Annotated in this window: 15 protein-coding genes; 8 read left to right on the forward strand and 7 right to left on the reverse strand. The window is 38.4% G+C overall.

Annotation, left to right across the window (positions count from 1 at the left end; all coding sequences use genetic code 11):
- Nucleotides 1-138: 138 nt before the first annotated feature.
- The 4 genes from dctA to truA form a co-directional block, all read right to left on the reverse strand.
- Entirely contained in the window at nucleotides 139-1,425 is a 1,287-nt protein-coding gene (gene dctA / locus BCL90_RS08625; RefSeq protein ID WP_121283629.1) for a C4-dicarboxylate transporter DctA, read from the reverse strand.
- 63 nt (nucleotides 1,426-1,488) lie between these two features.
- Nucleotides 1,489-2,514, reverse strand: a complete 1,026-nt coding sequence (locus tag BCL90_RS08630; RefSeq protein WP_121283630.1) for an isoaspartyl peptidase/L-asparaginase family protein — start codon at nucleotides 2,512-2,514, stop codon at nucleotides 1,489-1,491.
- A 57-nt stretch (nucleotides 2,515-2,571) separates the two neighbouring features.
- On the reverse strand, nucleotides 2,572-4,341 hold the full coding sequence (locus tag BCL90_RS08635; RefSeq protein WP_121283631.1) for an ABC transporter ATP-binding protein: 1,770 nt from the start codon (nucleotides 4,339-4,341) through the stop codon (nucleotides 2,572-2,574).
- A gap of 122 nt (nucleotides 4,342-4,463) precedes the next feature.
- On the reverse strand, nucleotides 4,464-5,246 hold the full coding sequence (truA, locus tag BCL90_RS08640) for a tRNA pseudouridine(38-40) synthase TruA (protein WP_244095008.1): 783 nt from the start codon (nucleotides 5,244-5,246) through the stop codon (nucleotides 4,464-4,466).
- Nucleotides 5,247-5,418: 172 nt separating this feature from the next.
- Between truA and BCL90_RS08645 the strand changes: the two genes are divergently transcribed.
- The 8 genes from BCL90_RS08645 to BCL90_RS08675 all read left to right on the forward strand — a co-directional run bounded on the left by BCL90_RS08645 (nucleotide 5,419) and on the right by BCL90_RS08675 (nucleotide 14,056).
- Nucleotides 5,419-5,886 (forward strand): DUF4293 domain-containing protein, encoded by a 468-nt coding sequence (locus BCL90_RS08645; protein ID WP_121283633.1) that lies wholly within the window; start codon nucleotides 5,419-5,421, stop codon nucleotides 5,884-5,886.
- 35 nt (nucleotides 5,887-5,921) lie between these two features.
- Nucleotides 5,922-6,776: a carboxylesterase family protein gene (locus BCL90_RS08650; protein WP_121283634.1), complete on the forward strand. Its 855-nt coding sequence runs from the start codon at nucleotides 5,922-5,924 to the stop codon at nucleotides 6,774-6,776.
- Between the two features lie 325 nt (nucleotides 6,777-7,101).
- Entirely contained in the window at nucleotides 7,102-9,012 is a 1,911-nt protein-coding gene (locus BCL90_RS08655; RefSeq protein ID WP_121283635.1) for a DEAD/DEAH box helicase, read from the forward strand.
- 285 nt (nucleotides 9,013-9,297) lie between these two features.
- Nucleotides 9,298-9,678 (forward strand): hypothetical protein, encoded by a 381-nt coding sequence (locus BCL90_RS08660; RefSeq protein WP_208529797.1) that lies wholly within the window; start codon nucleotides 9,298-9,300, stop codon nucleotides 9,676-9,678.
- 167 nt (nucleotides 9,679-9,845) lie between these two features.
- The gene (locus BCL90_RS25630; protein WP_166792124.1) at nucleotides 9,846-10,001 is read left to right on the forward strand and encodes a hypothetical protein; all 156 of its coding nucleotides are present in this window, start codon (nucleotides 9,846-9,848) and stop codon (nucleotides 9,999-10,001) included.
- A 159-nt stretch (nucleotides 10,002-10,160) separates the two neighbouring features.
- Complete coding sequence (locus BCL90_RS08665) at nucleotides 10,161-10,937, forward strand: restriction endonuclease (protein ID WP_121283636.1); 777 nt, start codon at nucleotides 10,161-10,163, stop codon at nucleotides 10,935-10,937.
- A gap of 386 nt (nucleotides 10,938-11,323) precedes the next feature.
- A complete protein-coding gene (gene bshC, locus BCL90_RS08670; RefSeq protein ID WP_121283637.1) occupies nucleotides 11,324-12,910 on the forward strand; it encodes a bacillithiol biosynthesis cysteine-adding enzyme BshC in 1,587 nt (528 codons plus the stop codon).
- A 60-nt stretch (nucleotides 12,911-12,970) separates the two neighbouring features.
- Nucleotides 12,971-14,056, forward strand: a complete 1,086-nt coding sequence (locus BCL90_RS08675; protein ID WP_121283638.1) for an Ldh family oxidoreductase — start codon at nucleotides 12,971-12,973, stop codon at nucleotides 14,054-14,056.
- An 807-nt stretch (nucleotides 14,057-14,863) separates the two neighbouring features.
- Here BCL90_RS08675 and BCL90_RS08680 read toward each other — a convergent pair.
- The 3 genes from BCL90_RS08680 to BCL90_RS08690 form a co-directional block, all read right to left on the reverse strand.
- On the reverse strand, nucleotides 14,864-17,536 hold the full coding sequence (locus tag BCL90_RS08680; RefSeq protein WP_121283639.1) for a glycoside hydrolase family 3 C-terminal domain-containing protein: 2,673 nt from the start codon (nucleotides 17,534-17,536) through the stop codon (nucleotides 14,864-14,866).
- A 2-nt stretch (nucleotides 17,537-17,538) separates the two neighbouring features.
- Nucleotides 17,539-18,963 (reverse strand): alpha-L-fucosidase, encoded by a 1,425-nt coding sequence (locus BCL90_RS08685; protein ID WP_121284566.1) that lies wholly within the window; start codon nucleotides 18,961-18,963, stop codon nucleotides 17,539-17,541.
- Nucleotides 18,964-19,319: 356 nt separating this feature from the next.
- Entirely contained in the window at nucleotides 19,320-20,507 is a 1,188-nt protein-coding gene (locus BCL90_RS08690) for an ROK family protein (RefSeq protein WP_121283640.1), read from the reverse strand.
- Between the last annotated feature and the right edge of the window lie 121 nt (nucleotides 20,508-20,628).

The raw sequence follows: 20,628 nt of genomic DNA on the forward strand, positions 1-20,628 counted from the left end.
TCAGCATCTTTCCTGCTATTAAGACCAGAAATGAATCCGATAGCTAGTAGGATCAGGTGAGACTTCGAGAGGATAACTCCAAACTAACCATTTGCTTTCGACTCCCTGAACGCCTTACGCCAAACGCTCGACTCCAAACTATCCCTCCTCTGCTTTTTCTATCGTTGCAGGTTGAATCGCTTTCAAATATTTCTCCTGGTCAAACTGGTTTTCGCTCTTAGCAATTACGATAGTAGCCACGCCATTTCCGATTACATTGGTTATAGCCCTGGCCTCGCTCATAAAACGATCTACACCGATTAATATGGAAATATGTTCAATCGGCATAATTTTTAACGCAGTTAAAGTTGATACCAAAACGATAAAACCACTTCCGGTTACGCCCGCAGCACCTTTCGAAGTAACCATGAGCACGCCTAAAACGGTAATTTGCTGTCCTAATGTTAAATCTACATGAAAAACCTGACAAAGAAATATAACAGCCATCGCCAGATAAATTGCCGTTCCATCAAGATTAAAAGAATAGCCGGTAGGAATAACCAAACCAACAACCGATTTATCGCAACCAATAGCTTCCATTTTCTGCATCATACTTGGCAAGGCCGATTCGGAAGAAGAAGTACCCAGCACGATTAAAATTTCCTGACGGATATATTTCAGGTATTGCCAAAGACTAAATTTATAGTAACGGCAAATTCCGTTTAAAACAATAAAAATGAACAGGATGCAGGTTAAATAAACTGAGCCCATTAGTTTGGCCATGCCCACTAAACTTTCCAGGCCATGGGTACCGATGCTGAAAGCCATTCCGCCGAAAGCACCAATTGGTGCTAAACGCATAATCACCTTCATGATTTTGAAGAGCACTTTCGATATTTTATCGAAGGCATTTAAAACGCTAGCTCCCTCTCCGCCCAGTTTGTTCAAACCATAACCAAAAAGAATGGCAAATAGCAAAATCTGTAAAATGTTTCCTTCAGCAAAAGCGGCAATCACATTATGCGGGATAATATGCAGAAAGAATTCTGCCCAGTTCATATCTTTAGCCTTCTCGGCATAACCTACAATTTTCGTAGCATCGCCAGCCTTAGTGATCATTCCGACACCTGGCTTTAAAACATTGGCCACCAATAAGCCAATTGCAATCGCTACTGTGCTTACAATTTCGAAATACAACAGTGCTTTGCCACCTACCCTACCTACTTTTTTCATATCGCCCATGTGTGCGATTCCTAAAACAATGGTAAAGAATATAATTGGTGCAATTAACATGCTAATCAGGTTAATAAAACCTTCACTGATTAATTTTGCAGTTGGCGCAAAACCAGGAAAATAAGTACCAACACTTATCCCAATGATGATGGCAATTAAAACCTGAAAGGTTAAATTGGAGAATATTTTCTTTACAAATTCTATAAATGTCATCTTTATTTTTTTAGGTGTTTTGGCTTGCTATTGAATATTGAACAGCGTAATTTTAAAATAATTTTATTTATAAATACTGACTTCAATTTTCCCGTCGGCAGTAATTGCGCCTCTGTACATTCCCTCGGTATTAAAGGGCATAGTCATATTTCCTTTTTTATCTAATGCAATTAAACCACCGTCGCCTCCCATTTTACCTACTTTATCTAAAGCAATTTTCGATGCCTCTGCAACAGATAATCCCTTATATTCCATTAAATCGGAAATCGTCTTGGCCACCACATTGCGGACATAAAACTCGCCCCAACCGGTACAGGAAATACCTGCTGTTTCATTATTGCAGTAAGTACCTGCCCCAATAATCGGTGCATCGCCCACCCGTCCGTATTTTTTGTTTGTCATACCTCCTGTTGAAGTTCCGGCAGCTAAGTTGCCTGCTTTATCTAACGCTACACAACCCACGGTACCGAATTTGTAATCGTGGTTTTTACTTCCAAATAACTCTGATTTCTTACTTCCATGATCTAACACCGCTTTGGTAGAATCTTCTTTAATAGCCTGTTGTAAGCCATCCCAGCGTTCTTTAGTCCAGAAATATTTAGGATCAACAATTTCCAATCCGGCTTCTTTTGCAAATTGATCGGCACCTGCGCCAACCATCATTACGTGTTCTGATTTTTCCATCACGGCTCTGGCAGCAGAAATTGGATTTTTTATTGTAGTTACTCCAGCAACCGAGCCTGCCATTAAAGTTTTTCCGTCCATTATGGCAGCATCAAGCTCATTTTTGCCATCATGCGTAAAAACAGCACCTTTACCGGCATTGAAATGAGGATCGTTTTCTAAAACATGAATGGTTGCTTCAACAGCATCAAGGCTTGATTTACCTGCTTTAATTTCTGCATAACCCGCATTTAATGCTTTTGTTAAGGCAGCAATATAAGCAGCCTCTTTTTCGGGACTCATATTTCTTTTGAGAATAGTGCCGGCACCACCATGAATCACCATTACGTATTTTTTCTGCTGTGCAGAAACCTGCAAGGCTAAAGCCGAAAACAAGAATAAGGCAAGTAATTTTAACCGTTTCATCTTCCTATTGGGTTTAAGAAGCCGTTAAATTAAGAAAATCCTTGAAAATAAATACGTTTAAACTTTAGCTATCCCTTTGGATGAGAACTGCAGATCGTAAAGCTTTTTATAGTAACCATTTAATTTTAACAGCTGCTGATGCGTGCCTTTTTCTTTAATCTCACCTTTATCGAGCACAATAATCTGATCGGCCTTTTGAATGGTGGATAAACGGTGGGCGATTACGATAGAAGTTCTACCTTCCATTAAATTATCAATGGCTTTCTGGATCAATAATTCCGTTTCAGTATCAACTGAAGAGGTAGCCTCATCTAACACCAAAATAGCAGGATTGTGCACCAGTGCACGGATAAACGAAATCAACTGTGCCTGCCCTGCAGAAAGTGTAGCCCCTCTTTCCATCACATTATACTGATAGCCACCCGGTAAACGTTCGATAAAATCATGTGCACCAACTTTTTTGGCAGCATTTACCACTTCTTCGATGGTAATTTCAGCATTATTGAGTGTAATGTTGTTTAAAATGGTGTCCGAAAACAAAAAAACATCCTGAAGTACAGTGGCAATATTGCTTCTTAAGTAATCCAGCTCAAAATCTTCAATATGAATGTTATCTACAGTAATATCTCCTTTTTTCATCTCGTAAAAACGGTTCAGGATATTAATAGTAGAAGATTTACCCGCACCTGTAGCACCTACTAAGGCTACGGTTTCGCCAGCCTTCACTTCGAATGTAAGGTCTTTCAATACGTAGTTCTCATCGTTATAGGCAAACCAAACCTTTTCGAACTTGATATTTCCATCTAATTTGGCTGGCTTTTGCGTACCATTATTTGGCGTAGTTTCATCAGTGTCTAAAACTTTAAAAACACGTTCGGCGCCTACCATTCCCATCTGCAGCGTATTAAACTTATCTGCCAGTTGGCGGATTGGCGTAAACACCATACCCAGGTAAATAATAAACTGTGTAATGGTTCCAGGCGTTACATCCAGTGGTTTGGAAAGAATGCTTTTAGCGCCATACCACACCAATAAACCCAACGACATAGCCGAAATTAACTCAACAACCGGAAAAAAGATAGAGTAATACCAGTTAGAACGGATATTGGCATCGCGGTAGCGCTTATTAATGGCGTAAAATTTTCTGTACTCCTGTTTTTCTCTCGCAAAGTATTGCACAATAGAAACGCCTGTAATGTGTTCCTGCAAAAATGTATTCAGGTTCGATACCTCATTCCTGATTTCCTGAAAGGCCACTTTAATCGCTTTCTGAAATTTGCGGGTAGCCATGATTAACAATGGGATGGGCAATAGCACCACTAAACTCAACTCCCAGTCTGTGTATAACATTACGCATACAATTACCACCACCTGCAAACTGTCGCCGATCATGGAAATTAAACCTTCAGAAAAGATATCTGCAATGGTTTCCAGGTCTGAAACCGTTCTGGTAATTAATTGTCCGATGGGTGTTTTATCGAAGAATTTTAGACGGAGTTTGGTAATGTGATTAAAAACATTGATCCTAAGATCGCGGATAACCGACTGACCTAGTGTATTGGTTAAAAGTGTATGGTTATACTGGATCAAAGTCTGTAAAATCAACATAAAGATCATCAGCATGGTCATATTTACCAAACCAGAATAATTACCTGCTAAAATATAATGATCGAGGGTATACTTAATTAAAAACGGACGTACCGGAGAAATAGCCGCAAGCAGAATGGTTAAAATAACCGACCATACAAAAACGGCACGATAAGGCTTAACGTATTGAAAAATACGCTTCAGTAATCCGGTGTTATATACGTCGCCTGTAACTGCCATGCTTATGGTTTAAGGTGTAAGGTTTAGGGTATAAGGCCTTACACCGTCTTAAAAATTTAAATTATACTATCTTTTTGTTGTAATTTCACGTTTTCTATGGCGGCCGCTACACCTTCCGCCTTCTACCCTATATAAGGGTATTCTATCTTCACTAAGTACAAACCACAGGCAGGTACCGATTGACCGGCCTTACTGCGGTTTTTACTTTCTATTATTGCTTTAAAATCCGTTAAATTTATTTCCTTTTTACCGATCTGTACCAAAGTACCCATAATGGCCCTTACCATATTGCGTAAAAAACGGTCGGCCTGAATGGTAAAAACCAGTCCATCTTCCTTTACTTCGAAAACAGCTTTAGTTATTTTACAGTTGTTTGTAAAAGTTTGGGTATTCGACTTACTAAAACACGAAAAATCGGTATAATTTAATAAAAGTACCGCCGCCTCATTCATTGCATCAACATCCAGTTTATCTTTAACCAACCATGACCGGTTAAGTTTGAAAGGATTTTTTTCAAAGTGAATGTAATATTTGTAAGCGCGGGCGGTTGCATCAAAGCGGGCATGGGCATCATCATGCACCGGAATAATTTGTTTTGCTGCAATTTGATAGGGCAGCATGGCATTAATACCGGTTACTGCGCTTAAAACCTTAGCCTCTTCTACACCTTCAACATCAAAATGGGCATAAAAATCAGTTGCATGTACCCCAGCGTCGGTTCTACCGCAACCCAAAGTTTCGATAGGCTGCCTAAAGAAAACAGACATCGCCTTATCTAACAATTCCTGAACGGTGATTGCATTAGGTTGTGTTTGCCAGCCATGATACAAGCTGCCATCGTAAGCGATTTGGATGAAATACCTTTTTTTACTCAAAGCGATGCAAAAGTACAGTTTAACAGGCAAAAGGCAAAGTGTTGAGTAGGGCGTTTGGCGTTGAGCGATTAGCGTTCAGCATAAAATTTTCATTCTAAACAGCAATTAATGCAGCTTATCAAGTTATACTCCCATCCGGGAACTTTAATCTTTCTTTCTTTTCTCAAAAAAGCCTAGATTTGTTGCTATATATTTTACATTCATGATACAAAGAATACAATCAATCTGGTTTTTTTTAGCGGCTTTAACCTTGATTTTAATGCTGTTTTTACCCATTGCAAGCAAAGAAATAGCGGGAACAGAATCAGCAGTATATTCGAGTGGTTTATTTCAGATTATTGCAGGAAAAGCAGGTTCTCCTTTTAAAATACTCTCCTTTTTACCCCTGTTAATTACCAATATTGCCATTGCTATTATCTGTTTTGTAAATATTTTCAACTTCAGAAAACGTAGCTTTCAGAAACGTTTCGCAATTGTTTCGATCATATTAATTATCGGTTTTGCTTTCTGGTGCAGTGTTTATGCACAAAAACTTCCTGGCGGCATTGAAGGTGCAAGTTTTGGTGTTGGCGCCTATTTGCCTGCTCTAGCTATCCTATTTGTAGTATTGGGCATTTTCGGCATCAATAAAGATGAAAGATTAATCCGTTCGGCAGAAAGGTTGCGATAATTCTTTAATTTCAGCAGAAAAATCAGCTAACGAACATGCAAATTAAGTTAAATCATACCGTTTATACTTTTTCGTTGGTTTTGATTTTCGGAATCTTATCTTGCAGCAAGCGTATTAACACTTTCGGAAAAACCAAAATCGATAAAACTGCTGATTCAAGCTATCTCAAACAAAGAATAGCAGAGATCAAAGGTTTAAATACCAATGTTTTTGCCAAAGCATCATTCAAAGGCACAGCCAATACCGCAATTGTATACCGATTATTAAAACCCAATAACACCAAAGGCAAACTTCCATTGGTGATTGTGTTTCATGGATCAAACGCAGTTGGAAATGATAATACCAGTCAGTTGGGTATTTTGGCAAAACTATTTGCAAGCGACGAAATACAGGCGAAATATCCTGCTTTTATTTTGGCACCACAATTCCCTTCACGTTCGTCGAATTATGTGTTAGATCGAAGCAGAAATGTATTGACTTCGGTACCACAACCCTGTTTAACAACTGCCTTACAGCTGATCGACAGCTTAAAAAACACTTTAAACATTGATGAGAAAAGAATTTACCTCATCGGTTTTTCGATGGGTGCATCTTCGGTGATTAATGCTTTAGCATTAAAACCAGATGTATTTGCCGCAGGGGTCAGTATTTCTGGCATACCTCAATTTAACCAGGTAAATGTACTTGCAAACATTCCAATCTGGCTGATCCATGGCAATATAGATACCGAAAACCCTTTCAATAGCGACAAGCAATTCTTTGAAGAGGTAAGCTATAAAAACAAAACCAGATTTTGGGAATTCGACAATCTGGCCCATAACGATATTTTTGCTCCAGCAATTTTAACGGACGAGCTACCCAATTGGTTATTTAAAAATAAACGTAAATAGCTACTATTGCCCCGACACCTAAACCCGGTTGGAGTGAAAATACTTTTGATAAACCTGAAAGGTTTGAAAAAGATTGAAACAGAAAACGGGACTGCCGTAACCGAAAGCCTGTTACTGCTGCTTTCCAAACAAAAAGCAAATTCCCCCATTGCAATCAAGACCTCCATTTAAGCCTCCTCCATTCCTCATTTTCCATCATCCATTTCACACCCCCTCTTACTTCCTTATTTTCAAATATTTAGCTTAAAAAACTATTTACCTGATTATCTGTAAAATACAAAATATTAACCGTACCTTTGCGGCTCAATTAAAAATAAAAAGACGAATGACAAACCCATTTCAATTATTGGGGATAAGTGATGACGTCGTTAATGCCGTAAAGGATCTTGGATTTGAAACTCCAACACCTATTCAGGAGCAAAGTATTCCTGTACTGTTAGAAGGCACTAATGATTTTGTTGGTTTGGCCCAAACAGGAACAGGAAAAACAGCCGCATTTGGTTTGCCGCTGTTAGAACTAATCGATTTTAAAGTTAACAAACCACAGGCATTGATTTTATGCCCTACCCGTGAGTTATGCTTGCAAATCGCTAACGACCTTAAAAACTTTTCTAAAAACATTGCTAATGCCCACGTTGTTGCCGTTTACGGTGGCGCGAACATTATGCAACAACTACGCGAAATCCGTCAGGGAATTCAGATCGTAGTGGCCACGCCCGGCCGTATGTTGGATATCATTGGCCGTAAGGCGATTGATTTTTCAAACGTTAAATATGTTGTGCTTGATGAAGCTGACGAGATGTTGAACATGGGTTTCCAGGACGACATTAACGACATTTTATCAACTACTCCTGATGACAAAAAAACCTGGTTATTCTCGGCTACCATGCCTGCAGAAGTTCGCCGTATAGCTAAAAACTATATGGATAATCCTGTTGAATTAACCATGGGCACAAAAAATACAGGTAACGTAAACATCGAACACGAATATTACATTGTTCGTGCACGCGATAAATATGCTGCCTTAAAACGTATTGTAGATTTCAACCCTGAAATTTTTGCCGTAGTATTTTGTAAAACCAAATTGGATACGCAAGATGTTGCAGAGCACTTAATCAAAGATGGCTACAATGCTGATGCTTTACACGGCGATTTATCGCAACAACAACGTGATAAGGTAATGCAACGTTTCCGCGAACGTAACATGCAGTTGTTAATTGCTACTGATGTTGCAGCACGTGGTATCGACGTTAACAACGTAACACACGTAATTAACTACTCTTTACCTGATGAAATTGAAAGTTATACCCACCGTTCTGGCCGTACTGGCCGTGCTGGTAAAACAGGTATTTCAATCTGTATCATCAACTCTAAAGAAGTTGGAAAAATCCGTCAGCTGGAACGCATCATTGGTAAACAATTTACCAAAGCTGAGTTACCTACAGGATTTGACGTTTGTGAAAAACAATTATTCTCTCTGGTACATAAAGTACACAATGTAGAGGTTAATGTAGAGCAAATTGATCAATACATTCCTCGTATAATGGATGAATTTAAAGATTTATCTAAAGAGGATGTAATCAAACGTTTTGCTTCATTAGAATTTAACCGTTTCTTAGATTACTATTCTAAAGCACCTGATTTAAATGCAGCGGTTGGTGACGATCGTGGCGAAAGAGGTGAACGTGGCGAAAGACGCGGACGTGGTAGCGAAGGTTACACCCGTTTATTTATCAACTTAGGTTCAGTAGATGAATTTACCCGCGGCGATATGTTATCTTTTATCTGTAACAATGGTAAAATTGGTGGCAAAAGCGTTGGTAAAATCGATTTAAAAGGTGTTTTCTCTTTCTTTGAAGTGGAAGATGCTGTTGCTGATACCGTATTTGAAGGTTTTAAATCTGTTGAGTTTAACGGTCGTCAGGTACGTATCGAGAAAAGCGGAGATGGTGGTCGTGGTGAAGGCGCTGGTGAAAGACGCGGTGGCGGTGAAAGACGTAGCGGCGGCGGCGGTTTCGGAGGAGAACGCAGAAGCGGCGGTGGCGGTGGTTACCGTGGCGGAGGTGATAGAAAATCTGGCGGTAGCGGAAGACGTGAAGGCGGAAACAGCGGTGGCGGTTTCAGAGATTTCTCTGGTCGTAGTCGTGACGAAAAAGGTGGAAACACTGGTGGTAGCGGACGTAGAGAAGGTGGAAGTCGTGAAGGCGGAAGCGGCGAACGCAGAAAAAAATGGTAAATCACTAAACCAAATATTTTACAAACCGGTCTTGTTTATTCGAGGCCGGTTTTTTTGTTTAGAATCCTTAAGAATCGAATTGTTAGTTTTAAACCAGACCCAAAATAATTTTTATTTAAAAGATTTTAACTTTTATATTTTATAAGTGTTAAAGAATTCTATTCCCCGACTACAGCCAAGCGACAACCGTTGGCAGTCATGTATCACATACACACAACAAAGGTATACCCTAAGCAAAATACAATAGCATTTGATTAAAGCCTTAATTTTTCGTAAATTAGTGTATTGAAAGAGCAGCAGACTACCGAATTTGATTTTGTAATTGACAAGCTTACAAATTCTATTGAAAACGCAATTTCAGGCGAAGTGTTTGATACATCAATTATAAAATTGACGGCATTTGATACCAAAATTATTAAGAAGAGCGAGTGGGTATTTGACTGGCAAAATGAGTTAAAGGATGAAACTAAGCAAGTTTCCAAATTGACAACAGTTAACAATTTAGCTATAATCCAGGGACTTATAAGCTTTACCGACAAAGACGACCACATTTTTATGAACATAATTGAGAGTGCAAAATTCAACAAGGGAAAAAACAAGCTTTATAAAGGGGTTGCTGGAAATCTAATTGCCTTTTGCTGTAAAACTGCATTCCAACTAAATTAAGACGGAATTGTTTCCTTTGTAGCCAAAACCCAACTTGTTTCCCATTACCAGGAGACATTGGGTGCCAAGATTTATGGTGGGAACAGAATGTTTATCGATACTAAAGAAGCATTTACTTTGGCTAAGAGATATTTTAAAGATTTTAAGTTATGATAAATTTCAAAAAGATGGACGACAAAGACTTTGTATTCGTAAACGAAACTTTGACAGAAAAAGAAGAAAAAGAATTTAGCGATTTTCTAAAAGCACGTAAAAAAAAATCTGTAACGACTAATGTAAGGACGAATTCTAAGCCTTATATGGGTAATAGCACGAACCGCTAAAAAGAGGTTTGGCAAAAATCTTCTATGATGTCCCAAATTGCATAAAGGTTTATCTCAAAAAGCTACCATCGCTAAACTCCGGAGTATTGGCCGTTACTTTATTGGCCATATATTAGGCAATTTTAAAATCAAGAACAAGTATTAAACCTTAAATGCAATATGAATATTGGAAAAGAATTTGAAGAATACATCAGGTATATTTTTTTTCATATTTTAAACATAAAAGATGAAGGCATTGAAATCAAGGAAAGGCATAAACTACAAGGACTCAGTGGAGAAATGCATGAATTTGACTTATTTTACGAATTTGATAAATCAGGCATTATACATCAGGTAGGGATAGAGTGTAAAAATACTAACCGCCCCATTGAAAGATCAGAAATACAAGTTTTTGTCGATACGCTTAATAATTTTAGAAATATTGTAGGCATTTTTATTTCTAAAAATGGGTTTCAGTCGGGGGCAAAAGAGTATGGTAAAAAACACGGACTTATTTTAATGGATAATGACGACCTGCCAACATTTGCTCAAATGTTTGCTGATAGAATAAAAACGGTTGCTTTACCCGAAGAATCCTATATAGGAGAACCATTTTGGGCAATTATGGAAATAAATGATAAAAATAGAGTTACAGGCTCTTATTATGCTACAAGCAGACCATTCCTACATATTCCTATTTACTTCTCAAGACGTCATGCGGAATCAATGCTTGAAATTTTAAATAAAAATGGTATAGCAAAATATGCGGTTAGAGGCCTGCCTCAATTTGCATTAAGAAAATTTATTATTACCACCAAACTTATGAATATCCGCATTATGATCTGCCTAAAAGACAGAAATACGATTAAGGCAACAGACTTTTTTGCTTTTGAAATTTCAAATGACGAACTTCAGAAACAATATTACTATGGAAAGCAAATAGACTTTTCTCTTTAATATTACCCAAAGAAAAGCGAAAATCCAATATCTGTTTTATGCAAATTGGAGCTACCTTGAAGAAATAAATTGAGCATCTGTAATTCTATTCTGCTTTTTGTATGAGATTTCAACTGATGCAATTTTAATCCCGACAAGTATAAGACCGTTTTTCATTATCGGCAATTTTCACAGATACTCTACTAAGACAGTCACAATTTTTGGGACATTATTTACTTCCCAATGGGAACATATACCTTTAATCAATATCATTAATAAAGCCAAACTTCGACATCCAATTTTGTCCTAAAACTGGAACCGTAGAAAGTGCCTATTAATTATTTAACAATTGTAAAATAGTTATGTAGCTTTATATTTATCCTTAAATTGCACTACTTTCGCTCATTATGCAGGCAAAATACATTTCCTATCAGGAAACTGGTTCATTTTCAAAACTGGTTCTAGATTATATTAACGACGAAGAGCAGCTTAAAGCTTTTTACAGTTACCGTCCCGATATGGCCGGTTTAGCCAGCGCAATTGAGCATAGAAATTTCCCTGGAGACCGGACTACCTTAGTGCAGGTTTTGCAAGATCAATACCTGCATTTACAACCGAATAAATCGGTTACGAAAAATATCGAACTTTTGGGTTTAGATAATACTTTTACGGTAACTACCGGTCACCAGTTAAACTTATTTACCGGACCGCTTTATTTTATTTATAAAATTGTAACCACCATAAATTTAGCCATTGAGTTAAAAATGGCCCATCCGGATAAAAACTTTGTTCCGGTTTATTGGATGGCAACTGAAGATCACGATTTTGATGAAATTAACCATGTAAGTGTTGATGAAAAGAACATCAGCTGGATACAACAGACCAACGGTGCCACCGGAAGATTAAGCACCAAAACCGTTGCTGCTGCGGTAACGGCATACAAAGGTTACTTAGGCATTTCCAAAAATGGAAAACGGATTGCCAAATTGGTAGAACAGGCCTATTTGCAACACGATAATTTAGCCGATGCAACCAGATTTTTGGTCAATAATTTATTCGAGAAATATGGCCTTGTGATCGTGAACGCAGATGATGCGCAATTAAAAAAACAATTTGCCAATATCATTACCGAAGATATTATCCAACACAATAGTGCTAAAAACATCGACGAAAGTTCGAAAAGCCTGGAAGAATTTGGCTATAAAACCCAGGTTAACGGCCGCGACATTAATTTCTTTTACCTTATAGATAATTTACGCGAGCGTTTGATCTTTGAAAAAGGAAAATATATTGTAAACCATACCGATATCAGTTTTACAGAAGAAACACTAAAAGCTGAAATCGAATCGCATCCTGAACGTTTTAGTCCGAATGTAGTGATGCGGCCAATGTACCAGGAGGTTATTTTACCTAATATCGCTTATATAGGTGGTGGTGCAGAGGTAGCTTACTGGATGCAATTAAAAGCAAATTTCGATTTCTACAAGGTCGATTTCCCGGTTTTACTATTGCGTAATTCGGCTTTACTGATAGATAAACGCAGTGCCCAGAATTTATACCATCTAGGTTTTTCTTTGGAAGACATTTTCCTGCCGGTTGAAGAACTAAAAAACATTTGGGTAAAGCGGAATACCACCGCTCAATTGAGTTTAGCCGATGAAACCAGGGCCATTAACAGCATTTTCGATCAGATTAAGCTAAATGCCTATAAAATAGACAAAACGCTTTCTGTATCAACTGATACGGCAAAACAGCGGGCCAATCACTTATTGGCCAACCTTGAAAAAAAACTTTTCAGGGCAGAAAAAAGGAAACATGAAATGGCGTTATTACAAATTGATAATGTCAAAAAAAGGCTTTTCCCTAATGGAAGTTTACAGGAGCGTACTTTGAATATAGCGCCCATGTATGTCAATTACGGAGAAGATTTTCTTTCATCCTGCATAGAAAACTTCGAACCATTGGGTGGCGATTTCACTGTTTTATTACCGTAAATGTAGTCCGGAGTCGGGAGTCCGAAGTCCGGGGATCAAATCTTGACACTTAATACTAACATGACCTTCATTACTTTTACCGAAACGAACCTTAGGGCTTTTACTTATAATGTTTTTAAAAAAATGGGCTGTTCTGATGAGCATGCCGATTTAGCAACCGATGTATTGATTCGCTCAGACTTAAGGGGGATCGACTCGCACGGCGTTGCGCGATTAAGTGGCTACGTACGTCTTTGGGAAAAGCAAAGGATCAACGCCACGCCTGATATTAAAATCGTACATGAAACACCAACTACTGCCACTATAGACGGCGATGCAGGTTTAGGCTTAGTGGTTGCACCTTTCGCAATGAAGGTCGCCATCGAAAAAGCTGAAAAATATGGTAGCGGATGGGTTTCAGTTAAAAACTCCAATCATTTTGGAATTGCCGGTTATCATGCTTTAATGGCGGTAGAAAAAGATATGATCGGCATCAGTATGACCAATGCCAGCCCCTTGGTTGCACCTACTTATGCCAATGAACGTTTATTGGGTACCAATCCCATGTGTTATGCTTTCCCGGCAGGAAAATATCCGCCCGTAGTTGTGGATATGGCCACCGCCGCTGCTGCTAATGGAAAGTTAGAAATTGCTCAAAGAGCAAATAAAAGCATTCCTGATGGCTGGGTTCAGGATAAAAGCGGTGAACACTCTACCGATCCTAACGAATTAAAAAACGGCGGTTCGCTTTTGCCTTTGGGAAGCGATAAAGATCACGGCAGCCATAAAGGCTATGGGTTAAGTGCTACTGTCGACATTTTATCAGCAGTGTTATCCGGCGCAAATTACGGCCCTTGGGTGCCGCCTTTTGTGGCTTTTCTAGAGCCATCGGCAAATCCGGTTGGCGAAGGACTTGGTCACTTTTTAGGCGCTATGCGTGTAGATGGTTTTAGACCAGCCGCAGACTTCAAAGATCATTTAGATAATTGGATAGATCGCTTTAAAAGCGCAAAAACAATAGATCCTGATAAAAAGGTAATCATCCCAGGCGAACCGGAGCATGAATTTGAGCAGGAAAGGAAGATCAGTGGTATTCCATTAATCGATGTTGTGGTAAAGGATCTGAATGAACTTGCTTTGAAATTGGGGATAGCTGAGTTAGGTTAAAGATCCTTCGACTACGCTCAGGATGACAAACGCCAATAGACTGATCGTCATTCTCGCGCAGGCGGGAATCTTAAAGCGCCTGCATTACGATTCCCAATCAAGTTGGGAATGACGATTCCTCACAGCCTATAATTTGCTAAAAAATCCGTCATTCATATTGATTATTATACAATAAATTACCCCTCAAGATGACGACCGCATGGAAATTTCGTGTTTTCCGTGTTTCCGTGGCAAAAAACATCCAATCGAATTTATCATTCATTTTACAGCTTTGATATTAGATCCTGAAATAAATTACGAACGACAGATTTCAATAGAAAAGTCGTCATTGCGAGGCACGAAGATAACCGAACAAAGCGAGCTCATAAATGCCTTTAAAAACAACTGCACAGATGAATAATCTTAATGCGCTCGCTAGTAGCGAAAGTTGTAGGATTGCTTCGTCGTTCCTCCTTATAATGACGTTTATGTAAACAACTGATATTTAGTGTTATTTTTTTGACCATATAAGACATTTAAGAACCATATAAGCTTACATGTCGTTATATGGTGTGAAAGCCTAAAGGATTATTTAATGAATTAGATGTTCTTAGGTGTCTAAGGTGGTTAATTAACCTGCATAGTCTTTAATTTTTACGACTACCTTAGACATCTTAGCTCAATGAGTTTTGCAGGATGCAAAATCTTAAACATAATACGTTAGAAAGCGCATATAGGAATGACGAAAAACAAAAAAGCCGCAGATTTAACCAGAATCTGCGGCAACTATTAATGATATCGTTTATACCAAACTGTAGAAGGTATTTTTTAAGGCTTAACGGTTAAGTTATCTTTTAAATAAAGTGCCTTACTTGATGATCCAATCATAATTCTGTATTCCCCAGGAGCTACTTCCCATACGTTATTAATATTGAGTGTTTGCAACACCTCTTTATCTAGCTTAAATGAAACTATCTTTGTTTCACCAACCTTTAAATGTATCCTCTGGAAAGCCCTCAGTGCAAGGACAGGTTGAGCCAATTTGCTTAACAAAGGTCTCATGTACAACTGCACTACTTCTTCACCATCGTAATTGCCAGTATTTTTAAGTTCGAAGCTTACAGTAGCGGTTTCATTTTTAGTAATACTTTTGTGGTTAAACTTTAAATTGTTGTAAGAAAAATTGGTATAACTTAATCCATATCCAAATGGAAAAAGTGGTTCGCCACTTAAGTTGTTATAATCATCGCCTCTTCCAGTGGGTTTGTGGTTGTAAACCAAAGGCAACTGCGATTCGTCAATCGGGTAAGTAATTGGAAGTTTACCTGATGGATTTGCTTTTCCGAGCAAGATATCGGCAACGGCAGCTCCCCCTGCTTCGCCTGGGTACCACACGTTTAAAACTGCATTTACTTTATTTAACCAGGGTTGCATATTGATAGCACTTCCGCCGGTTAATACCACAACAATAGGCTTCCCGGTTTTTGCGAGTTCTTCCAGTAACAACTCCTGGTTGCCTGGCAAATTTAACATTGCCCGATCCAAAAATTCTCCTTCTTTTATACCTGCAACGAATACAATTGCATCGTTATTTTTTGCCTCAGCGACTGCGTCGGCTATTTCGTTTGATTTCCTGATATTATAATCCCAAATCAGTTTGATTTTACCATTGCCTTTAGGTTCAAAAAATTCAACCTTAATGGCATACTCCTTATTTTTCCCGAAATGAAACGGAACTGTCTTGGTACTGAAAGACTTTTTGTCCCAGTTATCAATCATCAATTGGTCTTCCAAATATAATCGGTAACCATCGTTCCCCTCTAATCCGATATTAACATCAGCATTCTGCGGCACCTTAATTTTACCGGCCCAACTCACGGAATAATCATCCACTTGAAGCTGGTCATCTGGTGGGTATAATGTCCAACTGAAATTAACTGCCTTATCATTTACTTCTTTAACGGGTTTCCCGGAGAAGTGAAGCCCTTTATAATAACTTCCCATTAATCCAGCTTTCTGATTGACAGAAAGAAACTGGCTATCTATAGGAATATAAGACTGCAGTTCCCGGCTACTGCCTTTTACATAATTAACCTTAACGTTATTGGCTACTGCGTTTTTTAAGCCGTCCAATATATTTATCTTATTGTTTCCAGTACCGCTATAGCCACCTAATCTGGCTTCAATGGCGTCTTCGCCTACCAGTAGGATCTGTTTTGCACTTTTTAACGGAAGTGTATTGTTATCATTTTTTAGCAATACAAAAGATTTTAAAGCCGCTTCTTTGGCCAGATTACGATTACTTTGATCGCTTAACATCTTTTCAGCAATACTTTCATCCACGTAAGGATGCTCAAACAGACCCAGCTCAAATTTAGCTTTCAGAACCCTTGACAATGCATCATCTATTCTCGATTTTGGAATGCTACCATCTAAAAATGCAGGTAGAAAAAGTTTGTAATGGTTATAATCTACCTGGAAGATTACATCAAGACCTGCGTTAATTGATTGTGCTGTGGCATCTTTATAATCTTTGGCCGTAAAATGTAAAACATTGGCACCTCCAACTGCACCTGCATCAGAAATCACGAAGCCCTTAAAGCCCCATTCCGTTTTCAGTTTCGTGGTAAGCAACCATTTATTAGAAGTTGCAGGCGTACCAAAAACACTATTATAGGAAGTCATTATTGAACGTATACCCACATTTTTAACTCCGTCTTTAAATGCTGGAAAGTGGATTTCTTCTAAAAAGTGTTTATCCATTTCAATAGGATAACTATCGCGTCCACCATCGCCTACATTGGCAATAAGATGCTTTGGTGTAACAATGATATTCTGCCTTTCTATGGCATTCATAAAAGCATGTCCCAGCACAATTGTTAAATATGGATCTTCTCCATAAGTTTCTTCTACCCTGCCCCATCTTACATCTGTTGCCATATTGATTACAGGCGCCAAAAGATCTCTCAAGCCACGTGCCCTAGCCTCATTTGCAATAGCGGTACCGATTTTGGCCACTAAAGTCGTATCGAAACTTGCAGCCAAACCAATTGATTGCGGGAAGGCCGTAGCACCTTGCCTAACCAAACCGTGTAAAGCCTCATCAAATGGAATGATTGGAATGCCCAAACGGGTTTCCTCAATAAAGTATTTTTGAATCTTATTTACCTTTTTAGCCAAAGAAAGTCCGTCTTCGGAGGTATTGTAAGTCAACATCTGTTGTGCATTACCACTTCCTTGTGCAGCTGCACTTACCTGCAAACCAAAAATACCCTGCTTAAACTGATCTTTGTTCTTTTCGGTTACATCGCCTGGAATCATAAACAACTGCCAGAATTTCTCTTCAGGTGTCATTCTCGAAATCAGGTCTCTTACCCTTAAATCGATACCTAATTTTGGATTTTTATAAGGTAAAACCTGCCCTTTTTTAACCTGAGCAAAAAGGCCGCAAGAGAAAAAAAGTGTGGGCAATAAGTATAAGTATTTTATTGATTTCGGCATTGCTAATTAGTTTCGGGTGTAAAAGAAAAAGTCAAAGCTATTTTCTCCTCTGTTTTAGGGAAATTGAAGTGTACCTTACCGTCTTTCAATGTCCATTTTACCTTTTGGTTGGTACCTAAAATGGTAATGAGACTTCCTTTTTTAGGCATACTTCCTTGCCATGAAATTTCCTTGTTTGTCGTATTGTTAATTAAACTGATGCCGTAAATAGTTTTACCATCTTTACTTTGCGTAAACCAGTTCTGTCCATCATGGTAGTTTTTGGTAATCCTTGTTCCGTATATGGCTACGCCGTTTTTGCTGGTCCACTTCCCAATTTCCTCTAATCTGGTAATCACATTATCAGGCAGCGTTCCATCAGCTTTTGGCCCAATACCTAAAAGTAAACTTCCGCCTTTGGCCACAATTTCTACCAATTTATGAACCACTTCTCCTGCCGATTTATATTGATCGTTGGGTACAAAACCCCAGGCGCCCCCCAAGGTCATGCAACTTTCCCATGGGTAATCCAATTGCTTTTCAGGGATTTTCTGTTCAGGGGTTTGGTAGTTTTCAAACTGGCCATGTACCGTTCTATCCACCACAATTAAACCAGGCTGTACTTTTCTGGCATCAGCGGCAATCTTAGGCATATCAATATCCTGACTCCATTCCGGAATTGGCGCCCCCCAGGAAAGCACTTCTTTGTTTACACTAGCCCTTGGACGAACCCAGCCACCATCTAACCATAAAATATCAATGCTTCCGTAATTGTTCATCAACTCGCCAATCTGGTTTTGGGTATAACTTTTGAACATATTCCAACGCCACGGATTTTTTCTGATATCGTAATTGTTATTTCTATCTGCAGTAGCGTATTTGTCCCACCAATAGTATTGAGAATGCCAGTCAGGCTTAGAAAAATAAGCACCGATCATAAAATTTTCCTTACGGAAAGCATCGAATACATATTTAGCAACATCTTTTTTAGGGTTGTTGGCAAATGGACCTTTTGCAATGCTGAAATCGCTTTCTTTGGTATCAAACATAGCGAAGCCATCGTGATGTTTGGTGGTAAAAACCAGGTATTTCATTCCAGCATCCTTACCTGCCTTTGCCCATTGCTCAGGATTGAATTTTGTTGGGTTAAATTTTTCGCTCTGGCCCCAATACCATTTTTTATAATCTTCGTATTTAATAGTGCTATCCCTTTCGATCCAGTCTTCAGAGCAGATGGACCAGGATTCTATAATCCCTGGAACAACGTAAAGCCCCCAGTGAATAATCATTCCAAACTTTTGGTCTTGCCAGGTATCGAGTTTCTTTTTTACTGCCTCATCTTGTGGCCATTCATAAATCTCAGATTGAGGCATAATGTCGTTCTGCTGGGCAAACGAATTCACCGCAAACAGCACAAAACAAAAAAGAAAGTAAATTTTTAGTTTCATAATGAGGTTGTAAAAATCCCTAACAAAAATTGGCCGGGACATTGTGTGTAATCAAATAGCTAGCTATGCAAATAAGGCATCCAAAAACTTTCTTTTGAATCTGAACTTCTGAACCTACATTGCCACCAACAGCAGAAAAATTGTCGCATTATTGGTTTTTTCATCGTCAGGAAATGGTAATCTGTTGCAGATGGTAGATGCATAAGTAACTTAAGCACTTTAAGTACATTTTTTTCATAATTTGTTTAGGTTATTGTTAGTTAAGAGATGATTCAAATTTGGTTTAATTATTCTTTTTTTATTGGCTCATAATCTCGGGAGTTAGTTAAAGATATCATTTGTTTGCTTGGTTTTAATTATTCAAATAAGCTATTTTCTACCATCAAGCTAGCTGCTGCCAATAGTTCAGCCTCATCGGTTAATGTAGATAACTTAATTTCCGTCTGTTCGGCCACTCTTGGTATACAAAACTCGTTAATAGCCTGTTGTATGGGAGGGAGCAGCATTTTCCCTGCTTTTGCACCACGGCCACTTAATACAATCCGTTCCGGATTCATAATATGGATTAAAGTGGCTAATCCTTTACCTATCTGAAATGCGGCATCAGCTAATATAGAAATGGCTACAGGATCTTGTTTTACAACTGCATTTAAAAAATGATCTACATGACTTTTACTTTTGTCATTAAAAAGGGCTTTCAAGCTCGTTTCTTCTCCATTTTTTACCGCTGATTCTGCCTTTTGAACCATCACCAAAAGAGAGGTTTCAACTTCAAGGCATCCTCGCTTACCACAAGAGCATAAGGTATTTGAATTAGATAAAGGGATATGGCTAAATTCGCCGGCGTAACCACTACTACCCCGGTATAGTTTGCCATTAATAATCATCCCCAAACCTGTACCCCAGCCAATGTTAACAACTAGTACATCTTTTAAATTTCTTGCTTCACCAAAATTTAATTCAGCTAAGGCAATCAAACTCGAGTCGTTCTCTATATAAACAGGTAAACTTAATTTTTTAGCGAGATAATCTTGCAGGCTTATATCGTTTTCAATTTGCATAAAGGAATAGTTCATTCCCTTTTCTGCATTCACAAAACCCGGCATACCAATACCAATTCCCAATAAATTTTCTTTATCGATTGTTGATTTCTTGATGCAACGGTCAATAAATTCAATTAAAGTATCGGCACTTTTACGCTCGGTCATATCTAAATCGATTAGCTGCGTTGGCAAAATCTGGTTATTGGACAGATCGTATATAGTTAACTGACTAGTTAACTGATCCATGGCCACGGCTATGATGTACCTTTTGTAATCGGGATTTAATAAAAAATTTAAAGGGCGACGGCCTCCGGTAGATGGTGCCAATCCCTGCTCTATTATTAATCCATCTTCTATTAAAGTATTTACAGTAGAAGTAATTAAAGGCAAGCTTTTTTTGGTACGTTTACTTAAATCGGTGAGCGATGATTTTTTTTCATAATAAAGCAGCTTGATGATGTCGGCCCTTAATCGTTGCGCTTTCTTAGTAGTTGCTGACATTTCTTTGATTTGGTTTATAAACCTATAAAAAAAAGAAAAGAAAAGCAATCTTTTTAAAAAAATTAAAAAGATAGATTAAATCTTTTAAACTAAAAAAATATGAAAGTTGATTGCCGGTTTT

This window comes from Pedobacter alluvionis (assembly GCF_003664035.1).
Lineage (GTDB): Bacteria > Bacteroidota > Bacteroidia > Sphingobacteriales > Sphingobacteriaceae > Pedobacter > Pedobacter alluvionis.